The sequence below is a fragment of the Fictibacillus phosphorivorans genome (assembly GCF_007673525.1).
GTDB lineage: Bacteria > Bacillota > Bacilli > Bacillales > Fictibacillaceae > Fictibacillus > Fictibacillus phosphorivorans_C.
Map to the genome: position 1 here is coordinate 2,545,771 of NZ_VDZU01000001.1, position 25,285 is coordinate 2,571,055.

General features: G+C 37.4%; 31 protein-coding genes and 1 tRNA gene. 13 read left to right on the forward strand and 19 right to left on the reverse strand.

Annotated features, from left to right (window positions below; genetic code table 11):
- Window positions 1-16 precede the first annotated feature (16 nt).
- Both FS458_RS12695 and FS458_RS12700 read left to right on the forward strand, forming a co-directional pair.
- Window positions 17-748 (forward strand): sulfite exporter TauE/SafE family protein, encoded by a 732-nt coding sequence (locus FS458_RS12695; RefSeq protein WP_186320539.1) that lies wholly within the window; start codon window positions 17-19, stop codon window positions 746-748.
- A gap of 6 nt (window positions 749-754) precedes the next feature.
- On the forward strand, window positions 755-1,120 hold the full coding sequence (locus FS458_RS12700; RefSeq protein WP_144701045.1) for a VOC family protein: 366 nt from the start codon (window positions 755-757) through the stop codon (window positions 1,118-1,120).
- On the opposite strand, the gene FS458_RS12705 is transcribed toward FS458_RS12700, so the two are convergent.
- From FS458_RS12705 to FS458_RS21040, 3 genes are all read right to left on the reverse strand, one after another.
- Window positions 1,112-2,002, reverse strand: coding sequence for a cation diffusion facilitator family transporter (locus tag FS458_RS12705; RefSeq protein WP_144701047.1), 891 nt, complete (start codon window positions 2,000-2,002; stop codon window positions 1,112-1,114). The two genes, FS458_RS12700 and FS458_RS12705, sit on opposite strands and share 9 nt — an antisense overlap.
- A 91-nt stretch (window positions 2,003-2,093) precedes the next feature.
- On the reverse strand, window positions 2,094-2,840 hold the full coding sequence (locus FS458_RS12710; RefSeq protein ID WP_144701049.1) for an SDR family NAD(P)-dependent oxidoreductase: 747 nt from the start codon (window positions 2,838-2,840) through the stop codon (window positions 2,094-2,096).
- 121 nt (window positions 2,841-2,961) lie between these two features.
- Window positions 2,962-3,411, reverse strand: a complete 450-nt coding sequence (locus FS458_RS21040; RefSeq protein WP_260858606.1) for a spore coat protein — start codon at window positions 3,409-3,411, stop codon at window positions 2,962-2,964.
- A gap of 175 nt (window positions 3,412-3,586) precedes the next feature.
- On the opposite strand from FS458_RS21040, the gene FS458_RS12720 reads away from it, so the two are divergent.
- Window positions 3,587-4,912 (forward strand): short-chain fatty acid transporter, encoded by a 1,326-nt coding sequence (locus FS458_RS12720; protein ID WP_144701051.1) that lies wholly within the window; start codon window positions 3,587-3,589, stop codon window positions 4,910-4,912.
- A 77-nt stretch (window positions 4,913-4,989) separates the two neighbouring features.
- On the opposite strand, the gene FS458_RS12725 is transcribed toward FS458_RS12720, so the two are convergent.
- Window positions 4,990-5,065 (reverse strand) — tRNA-Val (locus tag FS458_RS12725).
- Window positions 5,066-5,213: 148 nt separating this feature from the next.
- The gene (locus FS458_RS12730; protein ID WP_144701053.1) at window positions 5,214-5,771 is read right to left on the reverse strand and encodes a phosphatidylglycerophosphatase A family protein; all 558 of its coding nucleotides are present in this window, start codon (window positions 5,769-5,771) and stop codon (window positions 5,214-5,216) included.
- A 141-nt stretch (window positions 5,772-5,912) separates the two neighbouring features.
- On the opposite strand from FS458_RS12730, the gene FS458_RS12735 reads away from it, so the two are divergent.
- From FS458_RS12735 to FS458_RS12750, 4 genes are all read left to right on the forward strand, one after another.
- Window positions 5,913-6,641, forward strand: a complete 729-nt coding sequence (locus tag FS458_RS12735; protein WP_144701055.1) for an alpha/beta hydrolase — start codon at window positions 5,913-5,915, stop codon at window positions 6,639-6,641.
- Window positions 6,642-6,703: 62 nt separating this feature from the next.
- Window positions 6,704-7,222: a YjcG family protein gene (locus FS458_RS12740; protein WP_144701058.1), complete on the forward strand. Its 519-nt coding sequence runs from the start codon at window positions 6,704-6,706 to the stop codon at window positions 7,220-7,222.
- A 2-nt stretch (window positions 7,223-7,224) separates the two neighbouring features.
- Complete coding sequence (locus tag FS458_RS12745) at window positions 7,225-7,659, forward strand: GNAT family N-acetyltransferase (RefSeq protein WP_144701060.1); 435 nt, start codon at window positions 7,225-7,227, stop codon at window positions 7,657-7,659.
- An 85-nt stretch (window positions 7,660-7,744) separates the two neighbouring features.
- Window positions 7,745-8,440: a YetF domain-containing protein gene (locus tag FS458_RS12750; protein WP_144701062.1), complete on the forward strand. Its 696-nt coding sequence runs from the start codon at window positions 7,745-7,747 to the stop codon at window positions 8,438-8,440.
- On the opposite strand, the gene FS458_RS12755 is transcribed toward FS458_RS12750, so the two are convergent.
- The 5 genes from FS458_RS12755 to FS458_RS12775 all read right to left on the reverse strand — a co-directional run bounded on the left by FS458_RS12755 (window position 8,412) and on the right by FS458_RS12775 (window position 12,274).
- The gene (locus tag FS458_RS12755) at window positions 8,412-9,326 is read right to left on the reverse strand and encodes an MBL fold metallo-hydrolase (RefSeq protein WP_144701064.1); all 915 of its coding nucleotides are present in this window, start codon (window positions 9,324-9,326) and stop codon (window positions 8,412-8,414) included. The two genes, FS458_RS12750 and FS458_RS12755, sit on opposite strands and share 29 nt — an antisense overlap.
- A gap of 45 nt (window positions 9,327-9,371) precedes the next feature.
- A complete protein-coding gene (locus tag FS458_RS12760; RefSeq protein ID WP_144701066.1) occupies window positions 9,372-9,599 on the reverse strand; it encodes a hypothetical protein in 228 nt (75 codons plus the stop codon).
- A gap of 129 nt (window positions 9,600-9,728) precedes the next feature.
- A complete protein-coding gene (locus tag FS458_RS12765; RefSeq protein WP_144701068.1) occupies window positions 9,729-10,076 on the reverse strand; it encodes a hypothetical protein in 348 nt (115 codons plus the stop codon).
- A 63-nt stretch (window positions 10,077-10,139) separates the two neighbouring features.
- Window positions 10,140-11,027, reverse strand: a complete 888-nt coding sequence (locus FS458_RS12770; protein ID WP_144701069.1) for a hypothetical protein — start codon at window positions 11,025-11,027, stop codon at window positions 10,140-10,142.
- Window positions 11,028-11,161: 134 nt separating this feature from the next.
- Entirely contained in the window at window positions 11,162-12,274 is a 1,113-nt protein-coding gene (locus FS458_RS12775) for a hypothetical protein (protein ID WP_144701071.1), read from the reverse strand.
- A gap of 120 nt (window positions 12,275-12,394) precedes the next feature.
- Between FS458_RS12775 and FS458_RS12780 the strand changes: the two genes are divergently transcribed.
- Both FS458_RS12780 and FS458_RS20735 read left to right on the forward strand, forming a co-directional pair.
- Window positions 12,395-13,420 carry a hypothetical protein gene (locus FS458_RS12780; protein WP_144701073.1) on the forward strand — a complete coding sequence of 342 codons (1,026 nt, stop codon included), beginning with the start codon at window positions 12,395-12,397 and terminating at the stop codon, window positions 13,418-13,420.
- Window positions 13,417-13,569, forward strand: coding sequence for a hypothetical protein (locus FS458_RS20735; protein ID WP_186320540.1), 153 nt, complete (start codon window positions 13,417-13,419; stop codon window positions 13,567-13,569). The genes FS458_RS12780 and FS458_RS20735 overlap by 4 nt, the downstream gene beginning before the upstream one ends.
- Before the next feature lie 36 nt (window positions 13,570-13,605).
- On the opposite strand, the gene cysC is transcribed toward FS458_RS20735, so the two are convergent.
- Window positions 13,606-14,211, reverse strand: a complete 606-nt coding sequence (cysC, locus tag FS458_RS12785) for an adenylyl-sulfate kinase (RefSeq protein ID WP_260858608.1) — start codon at window positions 14,209-14,211, stop codon at window positions 13,606-13,608.
- A gap of 22 nt (window positions 14,212-14,233) precedes the next feature.
- On the reverse strand, window positions 14,234-15,367 hold the full coding sequence (gene sat, locus FS458_RS12790; protein WP_186320541.1) for a sulfate adenylyltransferase: 1,134 nt from the start codon (window positions 15,365-15,367) through the stop codon (window positions 14,234-14,236).
- 99 nt (window positions 15,368-15,466) lie between these two features.
- Here sat and FS458_RS12795 point away from each other — a divergent pair, with 99 nt between their 5' ends.
- Both FS458_RS12795 and FS458_RS12800 read left to right on the forward strand, forming a co-directional pair.
- Window positions 15,467-15,706 carry a hypothetical protein gene (locus FS458_RS12795; RefSeq protein ID WP_144701075.1) on the forward strand — a complete coding sequence of 80 codons (240 nt, stop codon included), beginning with the start codon at window positions 15,467-15,469 and terminating at the stop codon, window positions 15,704-15,706.
- A 401-nt stretch (window positions 15,707-16,107) separates the two neighbouring features.
- Window positions 16,108-17,433, forward strand: coding sequence for a glycosyltransferase family 2 protein (locus FS458_RS12800; RefSeq protein WP_144701077.1), 1,326 nt, complete (start codon window positions 16,108-16,110; stop codon window positions 17,431-17,433).
- A gap of 135 nt (window positions 17,434-17,568) precedes the next feature.
- Here FS458_RS12800 and FS458_RS12805 read toward each other — a convergent pair whose 3' ends face one another.
- From FS458_RS12805 to wecB, 4 genes are read right to left on the reverse strand one after another with little or no spacing between them, the layout of a single operon-like run.
- Window positions 17,569-18,438, reverse strand: coding sequence for an NAD-dependent epimerase/dehydratase family protein (locus FS458_RS12805; RefSeq protein WP_144701079.1), 870 nt, complete (start codon window positions 18,436-18,438; stop codon window positions 17,569-17,571).
- On the reverse strand, window positions 18,435-19,241 hold the full coding sequence (locus FS458_RS12810) for a dTDP-4-dehydrorhamnose reductase family protein (RefSeq protein ID WP_313957538.1): 807 nt from the start codon (window positions 19,239-19,241) through the stop codon (window positions 18,435-18,437). Before FS458_RS12810 ends, FS458_RS12805 begins: the two co-directional genes overlap by 4 nt.
- A 5-nt stretch (window positions 19,242-19,246) precedes the next feature.
- Window positions 19,247-20,233 carry a polysaccharide biosynthesis protein gene (locus FS458_RS12815; RefSeq protein ID WP_144701083.1) on the reverse strand — a complete coding sequence of 329 codons (987 nt, stop codon included), beginning with the start codon at window positions 20,231-20,233 and terminating at the stop codon, window positions 19,247-19,249.
- Window positions 20,226-21,317 (reverse strand): non-hydrolyzing UDP-N-acetylglucosamine 2-epimerase, encoded by a 1,092-nt coding sequence (gene wecB, locus FS458_RS12820; RefSeq protein WP_144701085.1) that lies wholly within the window; start codon window positions 21,315-21,317, stop codon window positions 20,226-20,228. The genes FS458_RS12815 and wecB overlap by 8 nt, the downstream gene beginning before the upstream one ends.
- Before the next feature lie 177 nt (window positions 21,318-21,494).
- On the opposite strand from wecB, the gene FS458_RS12825 reads away from it, so the two are divergent.
- The gene (locus FS458_RS12825) at window positions 21,495-22,553 is read left to right on the forward strand and encodes a glycosyltransferase family 4 protein (RefSeq protein ID WP_144701087.1); all 1,059 of its coding nucleotides are present in this window, start codon (window positions 21,495-21,497) and stop codon (window positions 22,551-22,553) included.
- A 43-nt stretch (window positions 22,554-22,596) separates the two neighbouring features.
- Here the strand turns inward: FS458_RS12825 and FS458_RS12830 are convergent, their stop codons facing one another.
- From FS458_RS12830 to FS458_RS12840, 3 genes are read right to left on the reverse strand one after another with little or no spacing between them, the layout of a single operon-like run.
- The gene (locus FS458_RS12830; RefSeq protein ID WP_144701089.1) at window positions 22,597-23,316 is read right to left on the reverse strand and encodes a glycosyltransferase; all 720 of its coding nucleotides are present in this window, start codon (window positions 23,314-23,316) and stop codon (window positions 22,597-22,599) included.
- Between the two features lie 15 nt (window positions 23,317-23,331).
- On the reverse strand, window positions 23,332-24,255 hold the full coding sequence (locus tag FS458_RS12835) for a glycosyltransferase (protein ID WP_144701092.1): 924 nt from the start codon (window positions 24,253-24,255) through the stop codon (window positions 23,332-23,334).
- A gap of 56 nt (window positions 24,256-24,311) precedes the next feature.
- Window positions 24,312-24,545, reverse strand: a complete 234-nt coding sequence (locus tag FS458_RS12840; RefSeq protein WP_144701094.1) for a hypothetical protein — start codon at window positions 24,543-24,545, stop codon at window positions 24,312-24,314.
- 243 nt (window positions 24,546-24,788) lie between these two features.
- Between FS458_RS12840 and FS458_RS12845 the strand changes: the two genes are divergently transcribed.
- Window positions 24,789-25,151, forward strand: a complete 363-nt coding sequence (locus FS458_RS12845; protein ID WP_144701096.1) for a hypothetical protein — start codon at window positions 24,789-24,791, stop codon at window positions 25,149-25,151.
- Window positions 25,152-25,285: the final 134 nt, after the last annotated feature.

Genomic DNA, 25,285 nt, shown 5'->3' on the forward strand with positions numbered 1-25,285 from the left:
AAGGGATGTGGATCCATTGTACATTCTCATATTCGTGGGCTTTATAGCAACTTTTATCGGCACTCTTTCTGGAAGTGGGGGCATGATTAATTTTCCGATCATGTTATTATTAGGTGTTCCCGTTCACTCTGCGATCGCAGCGAATAAATTTGCCAACATGTTCAGTTCTTTTTCCAGCTTTTTTGTTCTCTTACGAAAAAATGATACAAAGCTTACGCCTTACCTCATTTCAGGTGTCATCAGTCTGCTTGGAGGAATTGGAGGCGGCTTGACTGCTTCCTCAATATCTAGAGAAAATTTAACCATCATCGCTCTCTTCTTACTCACAGGTGCACTCTTCTTAACCTTTCTAAAAACAAAAAGAGAAACACATCCTAATCATGAGATCAAACAGCTGCCTGTAAGTAAATATCCCTATCTTTTTGGTATCGGAGCTTACGATGGCTTATTTGGTCCAGGTCAGGGAACCTTACAGATGCAGCTTTTTTTGCGAAACGGCTTTACATATATTCGCACTCTTTCGTTTACGCGATTTAATACGTTCTTAAGCTGCACTGGAGCTGTATTCACTTATTTGTGGGCTGGTCATTATCTGTGGAACGTAGCCATACCGCTGACGATTGGAAGCATCTGTGGAGCACAAGCTGCTGTAAAGCTTGCACCTCGCTTAAAAACAAAACAAGTTACAATCCTTATGAGGACTGTAACTGTTCTGCTTATTCTTCAATTAATTATTCAATGGAGGTAATAGATCATGAAAATAACAGGCATCCATCATGTCCAAATATGTATTCCACTAGAAAAGATAGATGAAGCACGAGATTTTTATGAAGGAATCCTGCAACTTGAAGAAATTCCAAAACCAGAGGCTCTTCGAAAAAACGGTGGGATGTGGTTTCAATTCGGTCATCAACAACTACACATCGGAGTGGAAGATCAGGTTTACAAAGGTAAACACCATCCCGCATTTTTAGTTGATGATCTCTTAAGCTTCAAGGAACATTTAGCTCTCCACCATATACAGATACAAGAAGAACTCCCGATTCCGGGATTTTCTAGGTTTACGATAAGAGATCCATTCGGAAATCGGATAGAATTCATTCAGCCCTCTTCACTTTAATGGGTTATCTTTGTTCTTTCCGTCCTCTGGTTCAACGTGAACTTGTATACTTTCGACATTATAAGCTTCTTTGATCGTGTCTTCTATCTTTTCTGTGATTTCGTGACTTTCCACTACATTTAGGGAAGGGTCAACTTTAATCGTTACATCGATAATAGCTCGGTTACCGTGTTTACGAGCTTTCAGGTCTCCCACGTTCTCTACACCTTCAACATCTAGAATCTTGTGCTCCATTTCCTTACCTTCTTCATAATCAAAGCCATCTGAAAGGTTATGGGAGGTTTCCGTGAAAATCTCCCAACCTGTTTTAATGATGATTAGACCAACAAGAACTGCTGCGGCAGGATCTAGCCATGGTAAGCCGATCTGTGCACCAAAGATTCCGACTGCGGCTCCAATGCTAACAAAAGCGTCTGAACGGTTATCAAGAGCGGCTGCTTTTAGCCCTTGGCTGTCTGTTTCTTTAGCTACCTTAATATTGTACAAATAAACGATGATCATCACTGCCGCACCAAACAATGCGATCAAGGCTGCCGTCAGCGAAGGCTCCGTTTCCACTCCGTTAAACATCTTTTTAATAGAAGATATCAATACTTCTATACCGATAACTACCATAATAAAGGAAGCAACCATCGATGCAATCGTCTCTGCACGCAAGTGTCCATAAGGATGATCCTCATCTGCTGGCTTCCTTGAAATTTTCAAACCTATTAATACTGCGATAGAAGCGATTATGTCAGTAGCATTGTTTAATCCGTCAGCAACTAAGGCATCGGAATTATAGAAAATACCTGACACAAGTTTAACTATTGATAGAAAGATATATGCTCCTAGACTAAGATAAACACCGCGTTCCACTCTTTTTTGCTGATCAGATTGCATTCTCTATTCTCCTTCGTTAAATAATACCTTTTACATCATAAAGAATGGATTCCGGGTGGGTCTAGAGCAATCTTTTTCCCTATAGGAAACATTAATGTTCATAGATCATTTTTCTAGTCATCCCGCCATCGATCGTAAGATTTTCCCCGGTAATAAAATTATTGTCAGACTGCGCTAAGAATAAGCATGCCCTTGAAATATCAGCTGGCATACCCACTCTTTTTGAGAGATGCTGATCGTGATCAACTTCACGTAGCTCCTTATAATCTCCTGTATGTATCCAACCAGGACTAATGGAATTTACGGTAATAAAATCTTCAGAGAACGATGCAGCCAAGGCGTGAGTTAAAGCAACAATTCCGCCCTTAGTTGCCGCATAGGCTTCGGAATGAGGCTCAGACATCACCGCACGAGTGGAAGCCATATTAATTATGGATCCTCCACCTGTTTGAGACATGTACTTGGCTGTTTCTCTTGAAAAAAGAAATACACTTCTTAAGTTTGTGTTTAAAATATCATCCCATTCATCTACAGATAATTCATAGGGGGATTTCCATTTCGAGAGACCAGCATTGTTGATCAAACATTGAATGTCACCTAATTTATCATGTGTTTCTGCTACTGCTTGAATGATATCATCGGGATTCTTAACGTCACATGTTACCGCAATTGCATCCTTTTGAATCGATGTAACCTCAGACAAAGTTGATTCAAGTTCATTTTTATCAAAATCTATTAATGAAGGAATATAACCTGCTTTGGCAAAATCAATTGCGATTTGTTTACCTATCCCTTTTGCTGCTCCTGTAACGATTACAACTTTTGTATCACGACTCATCTTCATAACCTCCAGAAATTTATGTGTACTAATCTATTCATTCCCCATACCGTATTAATTTCACACAAATTCATACAAAAATAGAATAGAAAAGCTGCCGACACTGTCGACAGCTTCACTTTTACTTCTTTCTCCAAGGGCCACATGGACCACATGGAGGAGGGCATGGCGGGGGACAAGGTGCCATGATTGGTTGTACAGTTCCACAAAGGTTTTGCTGCGTTGCTTGGTTTACTACGTTCGTGTTCTGCGGGAAGTAATGTACATATTTGTAGTTCATCTGGTTGACTTGAGTCGTTTGAGTTGGATGAATCATCGGAACATATACATCTTGCTGGTTATATTGAACTTGTTGATTTGTAGGACTAAACTGTGCAGGCATAACTTGTGGAGGATAGTATTGAGACGGTGATACTACAGGGTATCCACATCCACCCATCTGAGGCATCTGTTGCATAGCTCCCATCGTAGGCGCCATCTGTCCCATTGCTCCCATCGTAGGTCCCATTGCACCCATATTAGGAACCATTCCCTTTTTGGCAAAAATGCCAGGGCGTTTAAATAAAGCCAAAAAAATGTTCTCCTTTCAAAAACCTTATATCCTATTTCTCTATATTTTATGTAGGACGACTTAAAAAGTTCGTCCATTTATCAATAAGTATTAAAAGGATTTTGTAGAAATTAATCGAACTGTACTTGAAATACATACTATTCAAATATCATTTAAGAGGAGAGGAAGAAGCGTTTTGAAACTTTTAATTTCATTTTCAAACAGATTGATGCAAAGGTATATGCCTGACCCCTTTTTGTTAGTCATCTTACTGACATTCTTCGTATGTGGTTTAGCACTATTTGCGACAGATAGCACCCCTGTGCAAATCGTTAATTATTGGGGTACAGGTTTTTGGAGTTTATTAACATTTTCCATGCAGATGGTGTTAATATTAGTGACCGGACACGTTATGGCAAGCTCCCCGCTATTTAAGAAACTATTAGGATCTTTAGCAAAAATTCCAAAAACACCAGGACAAGCTATCATACTCGTAACGTTAGTCGCGCTCGTCGCATGCTGGATCAATTGGGGCTTCGGACTTATAATAGGTGCTCTATTCGCAAAAGAAATCGCAATGAAGGTAAAAGGTGTCGACTACCGCTTATTAATCGCAAGTGCATATAGTGGTTTTATCATATGGAGTGGAGGTCTATCGGGCTCAGTTGTCTTAACAATCGCTACACCGGGACACTTTACCGAAAACATTATGGGCGTTGTTCCGACGAGTGAGACAATCTTTTCATCGTTCAACTTCATTATTCTTGCAGGTCTATTCCTATTGGTACCAATTATTAATAGATTAATGGTCCCTCCAAGTGAAAAAGCGTTTGTAATCGATCCTGCATTGTTAGAGGAAAAAGAATCTCTAGAAGCAGCAAGTAATGAAGAAACACTTCAAACTCCTGCTGATCGACTTGAGAATAGTCAGTTATTATCTATCCTCATCGGACTTTTAGGCATTTCATACCTCGTCTATTTTTTCACCAAAAATGGGTTCACCTTAAACCTGGATATCGTAAACTTTTTATTCCTATTCATCGGTATCATCTTACATAAAACACCACGGTTATTTTTGAAAGCGGTTACGGATGCTGTGAAAAATGCGAGCGGAATTATTATTCAGTTCCCTTTTTATGCCGGATTAATGGGTATTGTAACTTCATCAGGATTAGTAGCTGTTCTGTCCAATATGCTAATTTCTTTTTCAAACGAACATACTTTTCATTTATTTACTTTATGGAGTGCAGGCCTCGTTAACTTTTTTGTTCCGTCTGGAGGTGGACAATGGGCGGTACAAGGACCCGTTATGTTAGAAGCGGCGCAAAACTTAGGGGTTTCTTTATCAAGAACAGCAATGGCTGTAGCTTGGGGTGATGCATGGACAAACATGATTCAACCATTCTATGCCCTTCCTGCTCTAGCTATCGCTGGATTAAAAGCAAAAGACATCATGGGTTATGGCCTTGTTATGATGATCATTACAGGGGTATTCATCTCTGGCGTGTTTTTATTGCTGTAACACTTGGACTAAAAAATGCAGATGCATAAAAAAACCTCCTTACGGTAAGGAGGTTTGCTTATGTATGTATGTATGTATGGTGACTCGAGAGGGGTTCGAACCCCCGACCTCCACCCTGTCAAGGTGGCGCTCTCCCAGCTGAGCTATCGAATCAATCTATCATCTAACAAAAATTATTATATATGCTTTTTAAGAGTTTTGACAACACTTTTCTTTTGGTTTCTTAAATAACAATTGTTATTCTTAAAATTATGCATAAAAAAAGACATCTCCAATGATTGAAGGTGTCTTCTTTTATTTGTTATCCGATTTTCTCTTCCTCGTCACGCATTTTTATCTCTTCTGTATCTAAACGTTCTTGCTTATCACGAAGTCTGTGTGCGAGTCGACTTGATGCGTTAGCCGCAATACTTGCAACTAAATCATCCAAGAATGTATGCACTTTACCATTTGCTATCTTTGTATCTAATTTTTGAATAATACCCATTTTAAATTTGTCTAGGTGCCCAAAAGTTGTAACTGCTATCGATCCATAGCCAAAAACAGCTCCTAGTGCGACCGTTTCATCTACCCCAAACAATCCTTCATCTTGTTCAACGATACTTTGAAGAGGTTCAGACAACTTTCTTTGTTCCGCGAGCATATCAAGTTCTACACCAACAAGAATAGCATGCTGGATCTCGCGCTTCATGAGAACAGCATCGACGCTCTCTATACATTCTTCTTTCGTTAAGCCAGGTGAAAATGGAATCTGCATTTCATATACAATTTCAGCGATTTCAGGAATTGTGACGCCTCTTTCATTCAACAGCCTTCTAGCCGCTGCTTCAACTTCTCTACTATGCACTCTATTATTCAACAGACTTCACCTCTTCTTAATGTTCGATCTCTTTTGGCAGAACGAATTGATTCTTTCATTATATCATTATGTGATACAATAAAACGAGTTGAATGAAAACGCTTATAATTTTAAGATCAGTCAGCATAGGAGGTACTTTTTATGGCCATTCTTAAAGGTTCTATTACAGATGATAAAATATACAGCAACTACTTGGATGAGGAGATTGACTTGCTCATCTATCTGCCTTCTAAGTTTACTCCACTCGTTAAATACCCTATCCTAATCGCTCAAGATGGCAGAGACTACTTTCAGTTAGGAAAACTCGCGAAAACCGCCGATCGACTAATGGAAGAAGAAAATTTACAGAGCTGTATCATTGTTGGTGTAAATCATAAAGGCATCGAAGATCGAAAAGCAAAATATGACCCAACTGGAGAGAAGCACGAAAATTACATTAGATTCATGGCATTTGAACTTACCTCTTACCTTAATGATAAGTTTAATACGCTCCAACTTGGTGCGGGCATGGGATTAATCGGAGATTCTCTAGGTGGTTACATAGCGTTTAAGCTGAGTATTCTGTATCCGAACACGTTCGGTAAAGTAATCGTCCAGTCTCCTTACGTTCCTGAGAGCCTTATTAATACCGTTGAATCCATAGAACAAATGCAAACGTTGACCATCTATCACTCAATAGGTGATGAAGAAGAAAAGTTTACGAATCCTGAAGGAATAACAAAAGATTTTTTAACACCTAACCGTCAGCTGAGTAAGCTTTTGAACAATTTAGCTCTCGATTATGAATACGCTGAGTTTCAAGGAAATCATCTCTGGGTAAATTGGCAGAAAGACTTAGTTCCCGCGTTAAGGTTTCTTTACAGCGACTAGTAACTGTGGGAAATAAATAGAATATTTGGTATACTAGTTCAAAAGATGAGGGAGGAAGAAATATGAAATACGGTATAGCAATTTTTCCATCAAAAAATCTACAAGATAAAGTGAATTCCTACCGAAAGCGTTATGATCCGCATTATGCCCTTATCGCACCTCACATCACATTAAAGGAGCCTTATGAGGCAACTGAGGAAGAAATTCAAGAACAGATCTCCTATATTTCTTCTGTTGCAAAAAATATAGATCCGTTTTCTATCTTGATAAATAAAGTAGGATCATTCCATCCTGTAAACAATGTAATCTTTTTAAAAGTTAATGAAGCAGATGAAATAAAATCACTTCATGAGCAGTTATATTCTGGTCCGCTTGAACACCAACAGCCGTACAATTTTGTACCGCATTTAACACTTGGGCAAAAGCTGTCTGATGAAGAACATTCAGACGTATTAGAACGTTTGCGTATGATAGATATAGAACACGAAGAACGAATCGATCGTTTTCAACTTCTCTATCAACTTGATAACGGTTCTTGGACGGTCTATGAAACATTTCGTCTTGGAAAAGGAGTACAATAATATTGATTAAGACGTTTACAACGAGTGAGCAAGGCTTTCAAGATGCACTAGCTGTAAGAAGAGATGTTTTTGTTCACGAACAGCAGATTGATGAAAACGAAGAAATTGACAACAATGAAGATGTCTCCTTGCATTTTGTTCTTTACGATGAAGACAAGCCGGTTGGTGCGGCTAGACTTCGTGAAGTTAATGGAGAAGGAAAAGTAGAACGCGTCTGTATATTGTCTTCTCATCGAAAAAAAGGACTTGGAGAAGAATTGATGAACGCTATGGAAACAGCAGCCATCAAACGTTCTTTACCTAGCCTTATATTATATGCACAAACACAGGCAGAAGACTTTTATAAAAAACTGGGGTATCTTACAACCTCCAAAGAACCATTTCTAGATGCAAACATTCCGCATGTTGCTATGAAAAAAGCATTGAAATCGTCGTAATGGCGATTTCAATGCTTTTTTGTTTATTACGGTCTAATCTCGTCAAAACTGTACAATAAAACGTACGTTGAGGAGACTAAGGTTGATGGACATTCATGTTGGACAATTGACAACCGAATTAATCGTAGGGTTTATCGCTCTCTTTTTGTTAACAAAAGTTTTAGGAAAAACGCAGATTTCTCAAATAACACCCTTTGATTTTATTTCATCTATTTTCTTGGGTGAATTAGTCGGTAATGCAATGTATGATGACGAGACTTCTATATTCGTTATCTTGTATGCCATTGTAATCTGGGGCTCCATGGTTTATGTAGTTGAAATTATATCTCAGAAATTTAAAGGTACGCGAAAATTTCTGGAAGGCGCCCCCACTATCGTCATTCGTAACGGACTAATCGATCGTGACATGCTCAAAAAGAGCAAGCTCGATATCAACCAGCTTCAAAACTTAGTTAGACAAAAAGGATTTTTCGGTTTAAGAGAAGTTGAATATGCCATATTAGAATCTAATGGATCTTTAAGCATATTGCCTAAATATCAATACGGCCCTCCAAACAGACAGGATTTGAACCTTCAAAGCCAGCAGCAGCCGGAGTTGCCAATTACACTTATATTAGACGGCGAACTAAATCATGATAACCTTTCAACAGCTGGACTTTCAAAAAATAAACTATTAGAACAAATTCACAAACAAGGATACTCCGATATAAAAGAAATCGTGTATGCAGAATTCTCAGACGGTAAACTGTTAATCATGCCTTGTACGAAGCCGAAAAAATGACAGGCCGTCCGTTCGTAATCTGATACGCTGCACTTCCATTCTCTAGCAAATAAATAACATGTGCAGAGATGGCTGTTCGAAACAAGGAATATGCCCCCAGGTTTGACGGTTCAACTTCGTATTTCGTTAACATTGAGGCCACAATATCCTCTAATGATATTCCAGAGTTACCTGAATGGTTGATCATATTCTGTACTTCTAAAGTAATTGTTTCATATATAAGGATATTATCCTGTATAACATCCTTATACTCAGTTTCATACTTACCGTGACCAGGAATCATACCTTCCGCATCAATCATCTTCAGCTTCTTTAAAGTTGCTATGTTTTCACCAGCATCAACAATAAAGGGAATCTTATGCTTCCGGAGTACATCTTTTCCTAAAAACGCATCGGCAGCATATAAAATGCCGCGGAATAAGATTCCATGTTGATTATAGCTATGACCTGGAAGATGAATAATTTGAACTTCTGGAAATTGTTCTATATTTCCTTCTGAGCATTTTTCATCAACACGTATAGCGGGTGCTTCTAAAAATTTATTGCGCATTTCTTTTAAAGGAAAATTCCCATGCGATAGATAGATTGGTTCAAGTACAGGATTCCTCATAATTGCTTCTTCTAGTAGAGGAGCGATTGTATGTACATCAACCTTTTGTTGTATATAGAATGCACCTCCAAAATGGTCCGCATGAGCATGAGTAATGAATAGATGGGTTAAAGGTAGCTTTTCATTATGAAGATGCTTTAACACTTTTTTGGCTGCTGATGAATCAAGTCCAGCATCTATTAACATACCTTTGCTTTTGTCATTATTCACGATATACCCTATGTTAACGGCACTCTTAAAGTAATAACAATCAGTCGAAAGTTCAATAAATTCCACTATTAACACCCCAAGTCTTAATGTTATGAACAAAAAAAGAAACCATCATATGGTTTCGTTAATTATATTTCCTTTGCCTTCCATTTCACTTAAGATCTGATCAAAAGAACGCTTTTCTTCAAAGGTCAATCTCTTCTTATTCTGAAATGAACGTACGTCTTCATTCTGGATTGGAGGAACACTAGCAACAACAGGTAATCCTCTTTCAGCTTTTTCCATCCGACTAGCATATTGCAACTGCTGAATTGGTAGGTACGGCAAGATATACCCCATCGATATCCTCTCCTTTATCATTACTTCTCTATTTCTTACCCTATTCCTTCTAAATCTATGTTTTCGAAGTGTAATATTAAAAAAAATGAGCACTCTGTTGAGAGTACTCTAAAGAAACATTTGGATTGCTTAGACCCAAGGATCATAGTGGCAGCCCTTGCTGGAGCTTGAGCTGGAACTTGAGCTTGAGCTTGAGCTAGAAGAAGATTCATGTTTTGAAGAAGATTCATGCTTTGAGCTAGATTCATGTTTATGGCTAGATTCATGTTTATGGCTAGATTCATGTTTAGAAGATGACTCATGTTTGTGGCTAGACTCATGTTTATGACTAGACTCCCATTTGCTAGAGCTTGATTCGCACTCTACCTTCTTTTCATGAATAATAACTTTATCTGCTTTAATGATTACTTTATCAGCATAAACCTTCTTATGTTTTTTATGCTTCTTCTTCCTTTTACAATAATAACAATCTTCCATGTTACAACCTCCTCGTATAGTACATCATATGCAAGTCTGACGAGTTGGTTATAGGCTGTCTCACTAAAAGTTGATCGCTATATGATTAACTGCTTTTGTTCGATAGTTTTGTTTATGAAAATAAACGAACGCTTCTACCGTAATATTTTCATCGATACCACTCTTAAAAGGAATTTGGAAATCATCCAAAGAGAGTTTGTCACCACTTTTAAACTTGGTTTCACGTAGTGGACAGATCCACATCTCTCCCCGTTCTTTTGCTTTTTCTGCCCACTCATTATCCATATACATCCAAATAGACTGTGTCATTTCTTCCTGTGAGGGTGACGCGATCAGCGATATGATCTTTCCTTTTAATGAACAAGCTTCTGCTGGTTGGAACCTGAAACAAATATAAGGATTCTCCAACGTCTCTGTTCCAGTATTTTCGATAAAGAATGAGCCTCTAATAAAGCCCTTCTTATCTTTAGTAAAAATTACCGAATAATCGAAATAGCACGCACTGTTAAAACCTTCTTTTTTCTGAGGTTCTGAAATATTTTCTGTATCAAGCTCTTCAAATACAGGTTCAGATGTGCGGTTGATATTGATCCGCTTTTCCATACTTTTGATTCGCTGTTGGTACAGGTCAATCTGTTGGTCTTTATCGTTCATTTCATCTTGAATACTTTTCAACAGTTCTTCATAGCTCTGCATCTTTTTTTCCATCTCATGTTCTTCTAATCTTTTTAATTTTCTTGTGAGTTCTTCAACTTGTTTTCTTAGGGCTAGCAGTTCCTTTTCATTTTCTTCAATTATCTTAAGGGATCGATCATTGTTCGTCTCTTTTTCAAGTCTTTCGATGGTCTCTTCTGCGAATACGAGCTTTTTCTCTAGATCAAGTGCTTTATCTTTATAATAGTCCACCCTAGTAACGAGCCGCTCATAACTTAGTTTATCTTTCGTCCCCATGCATCTTCCCCCTTGCATAATTAGGCTCTTTCCCTATTGTATGTAAGCTATGATTATTCGTTCACTTTTTTTTCATGAACAAGAAAGACCTGCAGGCAGATGCCTCAGGTCTTTCTGTTCTTCAGATCTAATAATTATTGATGCTGTAAGCAGTTTTCTATAGCGATCTCACCAGAATCTGCTTTTACAACACCGGTAGTAAATACCTTATTACCTGCTCTGTCAATAAGTTCTACCTCAAATTGATTTCCATCTGCTGTCTCAACAATAGCCAGGTTAAACTTATATTGTTCTCCAGAAGTATCCAATGTTCCTCTTCCTGAAACAGTTAGTCTTAACCCATCAGCATATTCATCACAGCTAAGTGTATCTTGTGTGAATTCAGTAGCTGTATATCCTGTATCGTTTAATGATAATTGGAATCTGCTTCCTGAAAGGTTATAATTTGGGCAGATTTCAACGGATATTGTGACTCTTCCTGCTTCTGTTGCTCCATCTTCTTCACACGTTAATCCGCTAGCAGTTCCTCGTGATCTACACAGGCAGCCTGGCCTGGGATATATGTCCGGGCATTGTTGTGGAAACACTACCTCAGGACACATTTCTCCCTCGCTTTCCTCTGCACAGAGATCATTTTCACGAGGCGAGCAGAACTTCGCTAATACCTCAAGTTTAACTTCAGCCTCAACTTGGATGTCAACACAGAATGTAATGTCTACAACGAATGAAGTTGGAGAAGGACTATTCAACAATACAGTTCCTGTTGGGATGCGAGCAAAAATCTTAGTGATTCGGCAGTATAAGTCTGTTCCATCTGGATAACACAAGACGAAAGATTCAAATACTGACGCGTTAACCAACTGCTCTACAACGATTACTCCGTTACGGTCTACAACTTGAACTTTAATATCTGTTGTAAAGAGTAGCTCTACAAGCTGTGCTTCAGCAAAACCTCCGTTAAGTGCTACTGTTACATCTCTCTTATCTCCAACTTGCTCGCATAGATATAATTCAGGGCATGCTTCGTTTGTCTCACCTGTTAGCGGGAATGCTGGAGGAGTTTTAGGTACTTTCGTAACTAATCTTAACGGTCGGCGTGAAGGATCATCCAATGCTTCTTCTATAGCTACAATTTGTTCAGGAGTAAAAGAAACGGTTTTTCTTACGTTTAGTGTATCAGTCACCCAGTCGTAAACTTTCTGAACGCGGATACACTCATCCTGCAAGTGTTTATGATTATTTCCCATTGTTTCCCTTCCTTTCCTCATCATGATCTGAAGATTCCATACATACTATGGAAATAGAGTGGGTTATGACACAAGAACGAAAGCCTATTTTTATAGATAAGCGTTAAGGAGGAAGCTATCATGAGACCAATCTGGTATCAAAATCAGAAAGTATGTGAGTTATCAACAATAGAATATGAGGCTTTAAGCCTTTTATTGCCTTATTGGGGATTACAGATCTCTGATGATGGAGGAACGATTTCAGGTGCTCTTTCTACATTTATGTTTGGTATTCAAGGGCTATCACAACAAAAAGTAAAAGAACTAGATCAACTTTTAAAGCATACCGGAATAAGTATTACGACAGACGATTATATAAAATGTGACCAGCGTTTCTATGTGGATTTTCATAGCGGTCATCCAATGCCGCTTGCACTAAATACACCGGAGAAACAGCTCTACTATTTAAATCCTTCTCCTTCTTTCAGACTGCCCGTACAGTCAGGAATACACAAAGGTATAACGTTAAAACGGAAAGATGGACCACTTTTTTTAGCCGTTCAGCCTACCTTTGACAATCAAATTACTGAATGGATCAGTTATTTAGTAATACAAACATTTTTACGTTTTCAATTCGAATCATTGTCATCCGTTTCTGAAGCTACATTTTTCACGTGCGCTAATAAAGTGTTGAGCAAAATAAACAGCAATTTTGCAGCTGTACAGATTCCTTTACTTCAACAAGAAGAATCGATAATAGAACAAACAGAACCTCCGACTAAACTTCCTTTAAATAAGAAAGAAGAAGATAACTTTTTTGAAGGTACTGAAAAGCCACCTGTCAAATATCAGCTAGACAACAAACCAAAAGTAACTGTTGTACCACAAATAAGACCCTTTTCTGCATCAGGTTCCCTTATAACCAATCATGTTCCTAAACCTTACGATAAAGAACAGTCCTTATATCGAGATGCAAAACCAATAAGTCCTTTCAAATCAAACAACGTAAGGGAAAAAACGATACAACCATTCAATACCAATCCATCCGATCCTTATAAAAAATCAGTCATTCGTCCATTTCATACAAATCAAAACACTCCATCTCCTGATTCAGAATATAATGACAAGGCATCCAGGATATTTAGACAGAGGAGAGATGGAAAGTGAATAAAGATGATCTTCAAAAGCTTTATTCTGAAATAAAAGCAAACAAAGCCAAGAATGCTGGTAAGAATCAATCTCTTATAAAACCAGCTGCTAAAAAGGGCTGCAGTTCATGCGGAAAAGTAACTTGGAAACCGAATAAACCAAAATGAAAAACTGTCACCCACTCGCGGGTGACAGTTTTTCATTTACGTTATATAGTTGCGGTTGATCAAATATTCTATAACTTTTAAAGCACTGTCTGAGATGCCCATTGACTCGGTTTGAATTATGATTTCTGGATTTACAGGTACTTCATATGGATTAGAAATTCCCGTAAAATTAGGAATAAGTCCTTCTCTAACTTTTTTATAAAGTCCTTTAGGATCTCTATGTTCACACGCTGAAAGGCTGCAATCAACATAGATTTCCACAAACTCATCATTACCAAGTTTACTTCTAACAGCTTGACGATCTGCTTCTATAGGTGAAATAGCAGCAACTAACACAATGACACCGCTATCTACAAAAAGTTTTGCAACTTCACCAATTCTTCTAATGTTTTCTCTCCTGTCTTCTTCAGAAAATAATAGATCTTGATTCAATCCATGCCGGACATTGTCACCATCAAGCAAAATCGTAGATAGTCCTTTTTTATAGAAAATACGTTCAATTTCTGACGCTACAGTTGACTTTCCTGATCCAGATAAGCCTGTAAACCAAAGTACAAAGCTTTTATGGCCATGAAGTTTTTGTTTCATTTCCTTTGATACATTCATATTTTGCCACGTTATATTTTTATCTTTTTGATTCAATAATTGAACCTCCCATCTTACATTATTCAGCGTAGTGATTTCGTAAAATTGAAATCACTTCAGGTCTGCTGAAATTTGGTGGAATTGCTTCATTTCCCCTAAGCATTTCTCTTACTTTTGTTCCCGATAATATTAATCTGTCTTTTTCATTGTGAGGACAGGTCTTCACCGTTGCCATCGTATTACATCTTGTACAATAAAAACTATTTTCAAAGAATACTGGGGTGATACCTAACTCTTCATTTTTGAATTTGTTAAATATATTTTGAGCATCATATGGTCCATAGTAATTCCCTACTCCTGCATGATCTCTTCCAATTATAATGTGGCTGCAGCCATAATTCTTTCTTACGAGGGCATGAAAGATTGCTTCACGTGGTCCTGCATATCTCATAGATCCCGGAAAAGTACTTAAAAGGACCCGTTCTTTTGGATAATAATGTTCAAGCAGCGCTTCGTAAGATTTCATCCGTGTCGGAGCAGGGACATCGTCCTTCTTTGTCTCTCCAACTAATGGGTGTAATAAGAGGCCATCCATCTGTTCAAGCGCTGTTTTTTGAAGATATTCATGCGCACGGTGAATGGGATTTCTAGTTTGAAAGGCAACAATTTTTTCCCACCCCTTCGCTTTAAACTGTTCTCGCATAGTCAGTGGATCTATATAATAATGCGGAGCTACTTTACGAGGAGGTTTTTTAAGCATCATAATACGCCCACCGACGTACCAGTCACCTCTTTGCTTTATATTTTTCACCCCGGGATGAGCAGAATCTTCTGTAGAATATACAAGCTTTGATTCTAAAGAATGATTGGGCTTGTATACATCGGTAATTTCTATTTTCCCATAAACCGTATTTTCATAAATTAATACAGCTTCACTCACTCTCGTTACTTCTTTTGCTTTTTCTTCAGATACTGGCAAAGTAATAGGCAAAGACCAAGGAAGTCCGTTAGCAAGTCGCATATCATTTAGTACAGACAAGTAATCAGCTTGGTTCATAAATGAATCCAGCGGGCTAAATGCTCCAATTGCCAGACACTCTAAGTCCGATAAACTGATGGCATCCAGCTCTATACTTGTCTTTATGTGTGTGTAGTCGGCATTTATGTGGTACCTGTTTATCAAACTTCCGCCATGAGGAAGAAGGGTCATCATATTTCACCTCAAAATTTTTATAATTAGCAAGTGCTAACTATTCATATAATATGTCGATAAAAAAGGTTCTGTGAGCCAAAAATAGAAGGATAGTATATTTTGATTAACCAAAACCATGACCGTTCTGATCCACTTGATTCCTTTTTCTTTAATTCATTTTCAAAGAGCGGAACTCATCTAATGTTTCAAATCTTAACGGGGTTTCCTTCTGTAAAACATGATCCAGCTCAGCATTTATATATGGGGCTGCCCAATCAAATTGTTCATCATGAAAAGGCAATAAAGAGATTAAACAAAACGAATTCATCTCTGGTCACGTTTTTTTATTCCAAAATGTGAGAAAAAATTAAAAGAGCTAAACATGAAACTACTTTTCTTATACCGCGATTTGCGTGATGTAATCGTTTCTTATAACTTTTATGTAGAGAAATAATATCAATCCGTCAATGTCAGCTACATTTCGGAAGGGTAAGATTGGGAGTTGGAGAGAAGAATTTGATGATGAAATTAAAGTAGCTTTTAAAAGATCTGCAGGAGAATTTTTAACTTCGTTAGGATATGAACTAAATAATGACTGAAAACTAAATAATGACTGGTAAACCTCTACCTTTCAATTCTAGTTAGAGGGTGATTCATAAATTCTTGCCTGAATAACCATGTCCAAATTTAGTATGTCCGCATACAATGCTAGAAAAGCACTATGAAGTTCATAGGGTAATTGATTCTTAGGAGGAACCTTAGTGAAAGTAGGAGTTGTGCTCCCTGTCTATCATCAAGAAAGGGAGTATATTTTTGAATGTATTCAGTCAATGGAAAAGCAAACGTTCCGAGACTATAAGCTTGTCATTGTATTAGATGGACCCAATGCAGAGACTGTAAAAGCAGTAAAAGAAGCCAGCCAGATGTTAACTGTTCCATTTGTCATTATAGATAGAAAAGAAAACCTAGGTATTTCCCCAACCTTAAACCAAGGATTTAAACTTCTGCAAGATTGTCCATATTTCACTTGGATCTCTAGTGACAATCGGCATGATCCTAACTTCTTGGAAAGATTGGTCGTTACAATGGATCAAGCAAAACCAGGAACCGTTTTAGTTTACTCATTTTACAGAAGAATTGATCAAAATGGTACACCTATTACCTATACGAAAGCATGGTACGATTATGTAGAGTATTTTATGACAAGAAAGAGAGCAGAGATTTTTCAAAATTGTTTTATTGGTGCATCTTTTCTTTTTACAAGAGATGCTTTTAATAAAGCAGGAGGCTACCGCAATAAATTTCCCAACGTACAGGATCATGATTTTTGGATTCGTTTATTGCAGCATGGAAATTTTGTCTTGTTGCGTGAATATATTATGGAATATCGTTTCAATGGTCGATATGCCCTAACGACAAACATTCCACCTGAACAATTAACAATGGAAAGCATGGCGAGCAGCGTAGATGTTAGAAAACTAACAGGACAAATTCCGAAAGTAAGCATCATCCTATATTCTCACAATCATGTAAAGACGGTAAAGCACGCTATAGAAAGCGTTATTCGCCAAACGTTTAAGGATTTCCAACTCATTGCCGTCGATAACGGTTCAACTGATTTTTCTCCAGATGCCATACACAAAATTCATGAATCCCGTATGGTTCCTTTGTTATTAGCTAACAGAAGCAGAGCCAAAACATTAGAAATTGCACTTAACTATTGTTTAGGGGACTATGTATTGTTTATGAACGGTGACGATTGGCTCGATCCACAAGCACTGCAAATCATGGTTCAAAAATTTGAGACATTACCCTCAAACATTGAAATGCTGCTCTGTAACCATAAAAATTGGCTTGAACGTCGTAACCGCTTAATTTCTGGATCCATAATATCGGGAGAAAATTATGGAAAATATGCTTTAAAACCTCAATTGCCATATGCTGTAATGTATAAAACAAATACAATTTCTAACGAGTTTAAGGATCTTCAAGAGCCTATTGAATACCACTTATTTCATAAAAGTAGTAAACAAGGTAATGCCCACTATATAAACATGGCTCTTTATCATAAACGAATAATAAAATAAGGCTTCTCCCATGAAGGCACAGGCCTTTCATCTTACTGTTTTCCAACTATAAAAAGGTGTCCCATTTTTTCGGGACACCTTTTATTAGTTAGCTACTGTGGCCAATCACTATGTCTAGCTTTTAGAATTACTGAGTTAATAATGTATTTTTCTAAAGTAAGAAAGAGTATCATAGAGAGATTCCTTAAGTGTAAACCTCGGTTTCCAGCCAAGTTCTCTCACCTTGCTGCTTACCATTAATTCAGGTGATTTGTCCGGTTCTGGCTGTGAGGATGAATAATCTAACTCTGCATGTGTTAATGATTGATAGATGGATAAAACCTCGTTAAGTGATGTTTTTTCTTCTGAACCCATTTCATAGATAGAAGATGCCTCTCCTTTGTTGAAAAGAATCTCATAACAAACGACAGCATCCCTTACATCTAAAAATTCTCTTTCATTCAATAAATGACTGAGTTCGATTAATTCAGTTTGTTTATCTTCTTCCATTTTTACGATTTTTTTAGCCAACAGTGAAACAATACCTGAGGAATTCCCTGGGCCAATTAAATTACATAACCTAACGGCTAAGACTTGAAGGTTGAACACTTTTGCCCATTCTATTGATAATTGCAGTTGTATATTTTTACTTACGGCGTATGGATGGTTAGCACCAGATAAAGCAGAGCCTGCAATAATCGTCTTGCAGTTTGAAGCATGCAGCCGAAGGGCTTCTAGAAGATGAAAAGTCCCAAGTACATTGCTATCGATAACTGAAGGGGGATTTGACCATGATTGCGCAACAGAATTAACTCCTGCAAGATGCAAGCAAAAATCAGGTTGATGTTTTTTCATAACCTCTATTATCTGTTTTGGGTTTGAAAGATCACAAATTTCCGTTTCATAACGAGAGGATAATTGTCTTCGGGAAATTCCAATTACCTTGTAGCCTCTCTTCGAAAAGTATTTACAGGCATGCTGTCCTGTGAAACCCGAAGCACCTGTAATTAGAACCGTTTTTTTCATTTTAACCAATCTTTTAATTCTTGCAGCTGTTTATTATAAGGTAAAACGCGATAATCTGAATCATGCCTGGAGTTAAATAGCGTTCTGTCTAAACGCGGTTCGGTATGAGGGATAATATCAACGTCCTCTTTTTGAAAAATGATTTTTATAAGATTCAACAATTCATATTTGGATAGAGTTTCAGGTGCGGTTAAATGGTACAATCCTGAAAGAGGCTGATCAATCGTGTGATGAATAAATTTGGCAAGTTCTAACGTGGTAACACCGTTCCATTTTACATGGGTAAAACCCTTAATAACACCTCTTTGGTTGATAAACCAGTGAAATAATCCGATGCCATTTTTCAATTCCGGTCCAATGATGGATGTTCTAATGGTCAAATGAGGATTTGTTTTTATTTCACCGAGCTGCTTCGTTTTAGCATACATCGTTAATCCGTCCGGTACGGATTCTTCATTGTAGTTTCCTTCGTGTCCGCTGAAAACACAATCCGTACTAATGTGAATCAGCTTTCCCCCATACACATTGAGTTGTCTTGCTAGTTCGTGAGGAAGCAAGCTATTTACAAGAATTGCATCTCTTTGATGAAAAGCGGCATACTCATTAAGAAGTCCGATACAATTAATAATAAGATCTGGCTTATTTAATTGTATGACTTCTTCTATTTGATTTAAATTCGTAGCATCTAACATAATATGGCCTTCTGTTCTATCTCTAGAAGTAAGAAGCAGTTGGTGTTTTGTATTCGCTTTAAAATAGGATGCGATCATATGGCCTGCCATCCCATTAGCCCCTAAAATCATTATTTTCAATTCAGAAAGCCACCCTCAACAAGCATCTGATGGATCTCTTCCTTAGTCATTAAGTCCTTTTCAGAACTATAGCTCTCAAGTTCAACTTTCTCATAGGAATCATAATGCTGGTTTAACCCTTCAATGTCAATCGTTGGCAAGATAACAAAATACTCACTGTCATAATATACAGTTGTTGCACTCTCATATTCAGATAAAAGGATCTCATGCAGCTTCTCCCCTGGGCGTTTCCCAAGTTCAACCATGGTTACTCCCTTTTCCCCTGACGCATCAATAAGAACTTGTGCTAAATCCGTAATCTTGCATGTAGGCATCTTCATAACAAAGATCTCTCCCCCTACACTTTCAAAAGTTGCCTTAAACAATAAGCTGATCGCTTCTTCTAACGTTAAAAAGAATCTTGTCATTTCAAAATCCGTGATTCCTACTTGACCTTTATTCTTGATTTGACTTTTAAAAACATGGATAACGCTACCGTTTGTCCCTAAGACATTTCCGCCCCTAACGCAAACAAAACGCGTATGCTTGCTTAGCAGGTTCGCATGAATGATTAATTTCTCGCCGATCGCTTTTGTCATTCCATATAAATTAGAAGGATTTGCTGCTTTATCAGTTGAAATATAAATTACTTTTGTTACTTTATGATAAATCGCCGTTTCAATTACGTTCTGTGTGCCTTGAATGTTGCTTTTCATTGCTTCATATGGCTGCAGTTCACAAATAGGAACATGCTTTAATGCTGCAAGATGATAAATATAGTCTATACCCTCACTTGCTCTCATCAAGGAATCTTTATCCCTGATATCACCAATCATAAATGTGAGCTTTGGATTGTATTCAAATTGTCTCTGCATAGCCACCTGGCTAGCTTCATTACGAGAAAGAATAATGATCTCTTTAGGTTCTTTCGGCAGAAGCTGTTTGACAAGTTCGTGTCCCCAAGAACCTGTTCCTCCCGTAATTAAAATTCTTTTATTAAACAATACTATTTCCTCCTAAAATAAACTTAACGACTCGATCTGAAACATTCAAATCATCATATCCCTCTGGAATGGACCACTGCTTTTCCTTGTGGGTCATTACTTTAACAGAAGATAAAATCTGTTTAGCCGAAACTCCAGATACACAGTTACTTCCGCATTCAACGGTTTCGGGACGTTCCGTACTGCTCCTCATGGTTACAGTCGGCACCTGAAATAGACAGCATTCTTCCTGCACCGTACCACTATCTGTTAAGGCACAAAATGCGTTTTTTTCTAACTTGACAAAGTCAAAAAATCCGAATGGCTCATAAAACTGTATGAGCGGATGCATCTTCAGCTGGCTGCTCTCGATGATTTTGGATTTCGTACGAGGATGGATCGAACAAACAACAGGCATTTGGAAATAATCAGCGACTAAATTTAAACCGGTTAAAATCTCTTTTAAATGAACATGATTGTCCACGTTTTCTGCACGATGAGCTGTAACTAGCATATAATTTCTTGCTGTGATTCCTAATCTTTCTAATATCTTGCTGTTATCAATTGAATACTCATATTTGGTTAACACTTCATAAATGGGATTACCAGAAACCATTATCCGGTTTAAAGGAACTCCTTCTCTAATTAAGTTCTCTCTGCTGTACTTTGTGTATGGCAGATTGAACGTCGATATGGCATCAATAACTTTTCTGTTCTTTTCCTCTGGCACACGAAGATCGAAGCAGCGATTGCCCGCTTCCATGTGAACAACAGGTATGTTAAGCCTTTCAGCGACAATGGAAGAAAGTGCGCTGTTCGTATCTCCAAGTACCAGTACTTTATCTGGCTTTTCATGTAACAGGATCTTTTCTAGCTCTGAAAACAGATGGGCGATTTGGTTTCCGAAAGAAAATTGCTGTTTCATTAAAATATAGTCTGGCTTTCTAAGTTGAAACTCTTGAAAAAACACATCATTTAACGACGGTGTGAAATTCTGACCCGTATGGATCAAAATATGCTGATCTGCTAAAATATCCAATTTCTTTATAATTAAACTTAATCGGATAATCTCTGGCCGTGTCCCAAGAATAGTTGCTATTTTCAATGAAACTCTCCTTTCTTAATTAAAATTAAAGCTTTATATTAAACTATGATTGAATCGATTTTGTGGACTAGACCCCTATCCTGTTCATAAAAAAAAGGCGCCCTAAAAAGGACGGCCCCAGAACAACTTTTCACTTCATTCATACTATGGCTTATAAGGATTTAAAGGAGCTTGAGTATGGCAAAACGTAAAATTCTATTTGTTTTTTATTTACCAAGCGGAGGTATGGAAACGCTGAATCGCCAGCGCTGTAAATCATTAACCAGCCATGGAATTGAGTGTCATTTATTATACCTACAAAATGGAACGGGTATTCAAAACATATCGCAGATCCCTACCTATATAACAAATCAGAATTCAGAAATAAAAAATATATTAGCTAAAAACTTTGATGCCATTTTTGTATGTTCAGACTATACAATGCTTCAGAGAATTCGAAACTTAGGATATAAAGGCAAGCTTATTTTTGAAGTGCAAGGATTAGGCAGCTATAAGAACGCTGAGAAAATCCTTACACAAGCAAAATCGATTATATTAAAAGAAGCTAATGGCATTCTTCTCCCTAAAACCGGACATTTAATGAACTTAATAGATATACATTATCCATCTTTGCCTAAGTATTGTTTTCACAATTGTTTTGACACCAGCGAATTCTGTTATCAATCTACTCCCCCTCTTCCTTTTCCAGTGATTGGATGGGTAGGGAGATTAGAACTTAATAAAAATTGGGATGATTTCCTCATGTTTGCTATGCGTTTTGCCAAAAAGAGACCTAACATAAAGTTTTGGATGTTTATTGATGATACATTAGGAAACCCTCAAGAGAAAACAAGATTTTATAAATTACTTGACCGATTTAAGTTAACAAATTCTGTTATCGTTCACGCGAATGTTCCTCACAAAAGAATGGCCGATTATTTTTCTAGGATCGGAGACAGTGGCGGTTTCTTATTATCAACTTCCAAAGTAGAAGGATTCGGTTATGCGGTCATAGAAGCGATGAGCTGCAGATGTCCTGTTCTTTCTTCTGATTCGGATGGCGTTAAAGCATTTATCACCCATAATGTGACAGGTAAATTTTATAACAATGGAAATATAGCATCTGCCGTTGCACAAGCAACTGAACTAACAGACAATATTGCATTGCGAACTCAAATTATTAATCAGGCATTAAACCGCTTATCTCTATTTAATTTAGAGACGTATGCACAAGAGTTCTTAAAGATATTAAAATAGCAAAAGCCGCTCTTTTTCTTGGCGGCTTTTGCTTTTATTTATCCTACAATCTTTTTTGAATGGCGATTCTAATCAGTTCATTCATTTTGCTGTTGTGACGCTGAATTGTTTTCAGCAGTTCTTTTCGTATTTCCATTTTATGTTTTTCACTTCCCATGTTGTTGTGTACTCTATAATTAACGAGGATTTCTGGACAATAATAAAAACGGTATTTTGCAAGAACCCTTAACCAATATTCATAATCCTGGGTGTAGCGCAAGGTTTCATCAAATAGCCCTAATTCTTTAAAGATACCCATCTTTAACATGACTGTACAGCCGTTGATTACACAGCCGCGACGCATTCGCTTTAAAAATAGAACTTGGTTTGGAAAGGCCTGGCCTTGTGAATAGGTTACGATCGCACCTTGTTCGTTTATTATATTAAAGTTTGAATAACATGCTGAAGCATGATTTACCTTCATAAATCGCAGCTGTTTTTCAATTTTAGCAGGATGAAAAAGATCATCGGAACTTAGCCAAGCAAAATAATCACCAGATGCATGACGAATACCTGTATTTAGTGCTGAAGCAGTACCACCATTACCTTTTTTAATGTATTTTATTTTATTCAGGTATGGAATGATCTTTTCATTGTGCAGAGTAGAACCATCATTTATAACAATCACTTCAACATTCTTATGTGTTTGGTTTAAGGCACTCTCTATCGCTTTATCAATGTAAGGGCAATTATAAAAAGGAATTATTATAGATACTTTGTTCATTGAATAAACCCCTCCTTATTTTTTCAAATGATTTAAATACTGGTGAATGGTATGAACCATTTCTTTCGCTCTTATCTCAGTTGTATGTCTTTGCCTGATTAATTGTAATCCGTTATGGACGATCCGGTTCCGCTCAGACTCATTTGATAAAAAATATTCTATTTTGTGTTTATAATTCAATTCATTAATGGCAGCAAATGTTTTCCCATCTATGAAACCTAGATCGGACAATTCTTTTGAAGCTGGCGCAGCAAGCAGCGTACCACAAGCTAGCACTTCAAAGTATTTTAGCAGCGGAAAATGATGAATAGAGTCACACGTTAAAAAGATTTTTGCTTTGCTTATTTTTTCAGCATACCTATTGCCAGTCAGCCCTTTTTTTAATGCTCCGTAACCTGGATGTGCAGGGTGAACGAAACGGGGATCATTTTTAAATTGCTGAACAAGATGATGGCGAAATGGATATATATGCGGAAAAGTGGCTCCTATTAATAAAAGTGGAATTTCTTTAGGGATTGGATAAGGGTGAAATATTTGAGCGGGAACATGATGAGGAAACCAAACAAGTCGATTGATATGTTCAGGTAACCATCTTTTAAATGCGTCTCTATAATGGCAAAAGATAAGTGCAGGTTTTTCTTGATGAATTAATAAATTCCGTTTTGATAACTTATAATGCAGGTCGTGCATCAAAGTCCCATGTGGAATTTGTAAATCTTTTAATCCTCTGATAAAAGGTCTGTATTCAGGTTTGTAATCGTTCAAAAGAATAAAATCAGGTTTTACTGAAAGCTGACTTAGTATATTGTGAATGTTTCCATCATGCTGCCATTTTGTTAAATTCGTAAGTTTGGCGAGCTCGAGTTCTAAATAATAACTGCTTCTTTCTAACTGCTGTGAACGGTCTTTTGTAATAAATAGAAGATTAAGCTTTTTCATCTCCCTCTCCTTTCAATATAAATAACTCCACGCCTAAGCATGGAGTTATCAATCATTTATAGCTCAACTGATAGAATTTTATCGATTGGTACGTATGAACGAACTGCACCAGCGGACCCTGCTTGAGTAAATACAACATAGTCGCCGCCAACTTCTAAAACTCTAACACCTGTTAAGTCAGGTGTACCTGAAGGTTGGTTTGAGCTTAGAAGAAATACTTCTGAAATAATTTGTTGTGTTTGAGACAATTGAACAAAAAAGTATCGGTAAGGACTAAAATATACTGACATTGAAAGAACACTCCCTTAGAAACATTGGGCATTACTTAAGCCCTACTTTAATATATTCTTTTCAATGTTTTTTGTTTGGACGAACATCTTACTTTCAAAAAAATGGACTTAATTTCTATCAGCCTATTTATATTAAAAATGGTTTAATACCCTATTCCATTTCGTACAAACTTCCATATAGTATATTAACCTGATAACTGAGAGAAATCAGGTACATGTATCTATTTCAAAGGAGGAAATACATTGAGTTTATTTAATAATGGCTCATGTTGTGGCAATAATGCTGGAGCAACAAAATCTAAGTCTGGTGGCTGTGTGTGCGAACTTTTAAAACAGCTGGCTAACGCTAGAATGAACGGGAATTTTTGCTCTATGGGGCAACCGCAAGTTGTTCAGCTTATACTAAAAGGTGCTTCTCTACCACTAGGTGTTGCAGCTGATCAGTCTACTGATTTTACTGTAGTAAGTTATGATGCAGAATCTCATTGTGCAGTTTTTTCATACCTTCAAACAGCTACAGAAACTCGTACAATCGTTCTTGATTGCCGTTGTATCTGCGGAATTATCTGTGTACCACCAACAACTGGTACTCCTGCAGCATTGTAATCCACTACACTCACCACTAGGCTGATGAGTAAAGGAAACAGCCACAACTTAAAATAGGACTGATGAGAATAGGATACAGTCCAGGACACGAAAAAACCCCGAATCCCATTGAGAGCATTCGGGGTTTTGTCTAT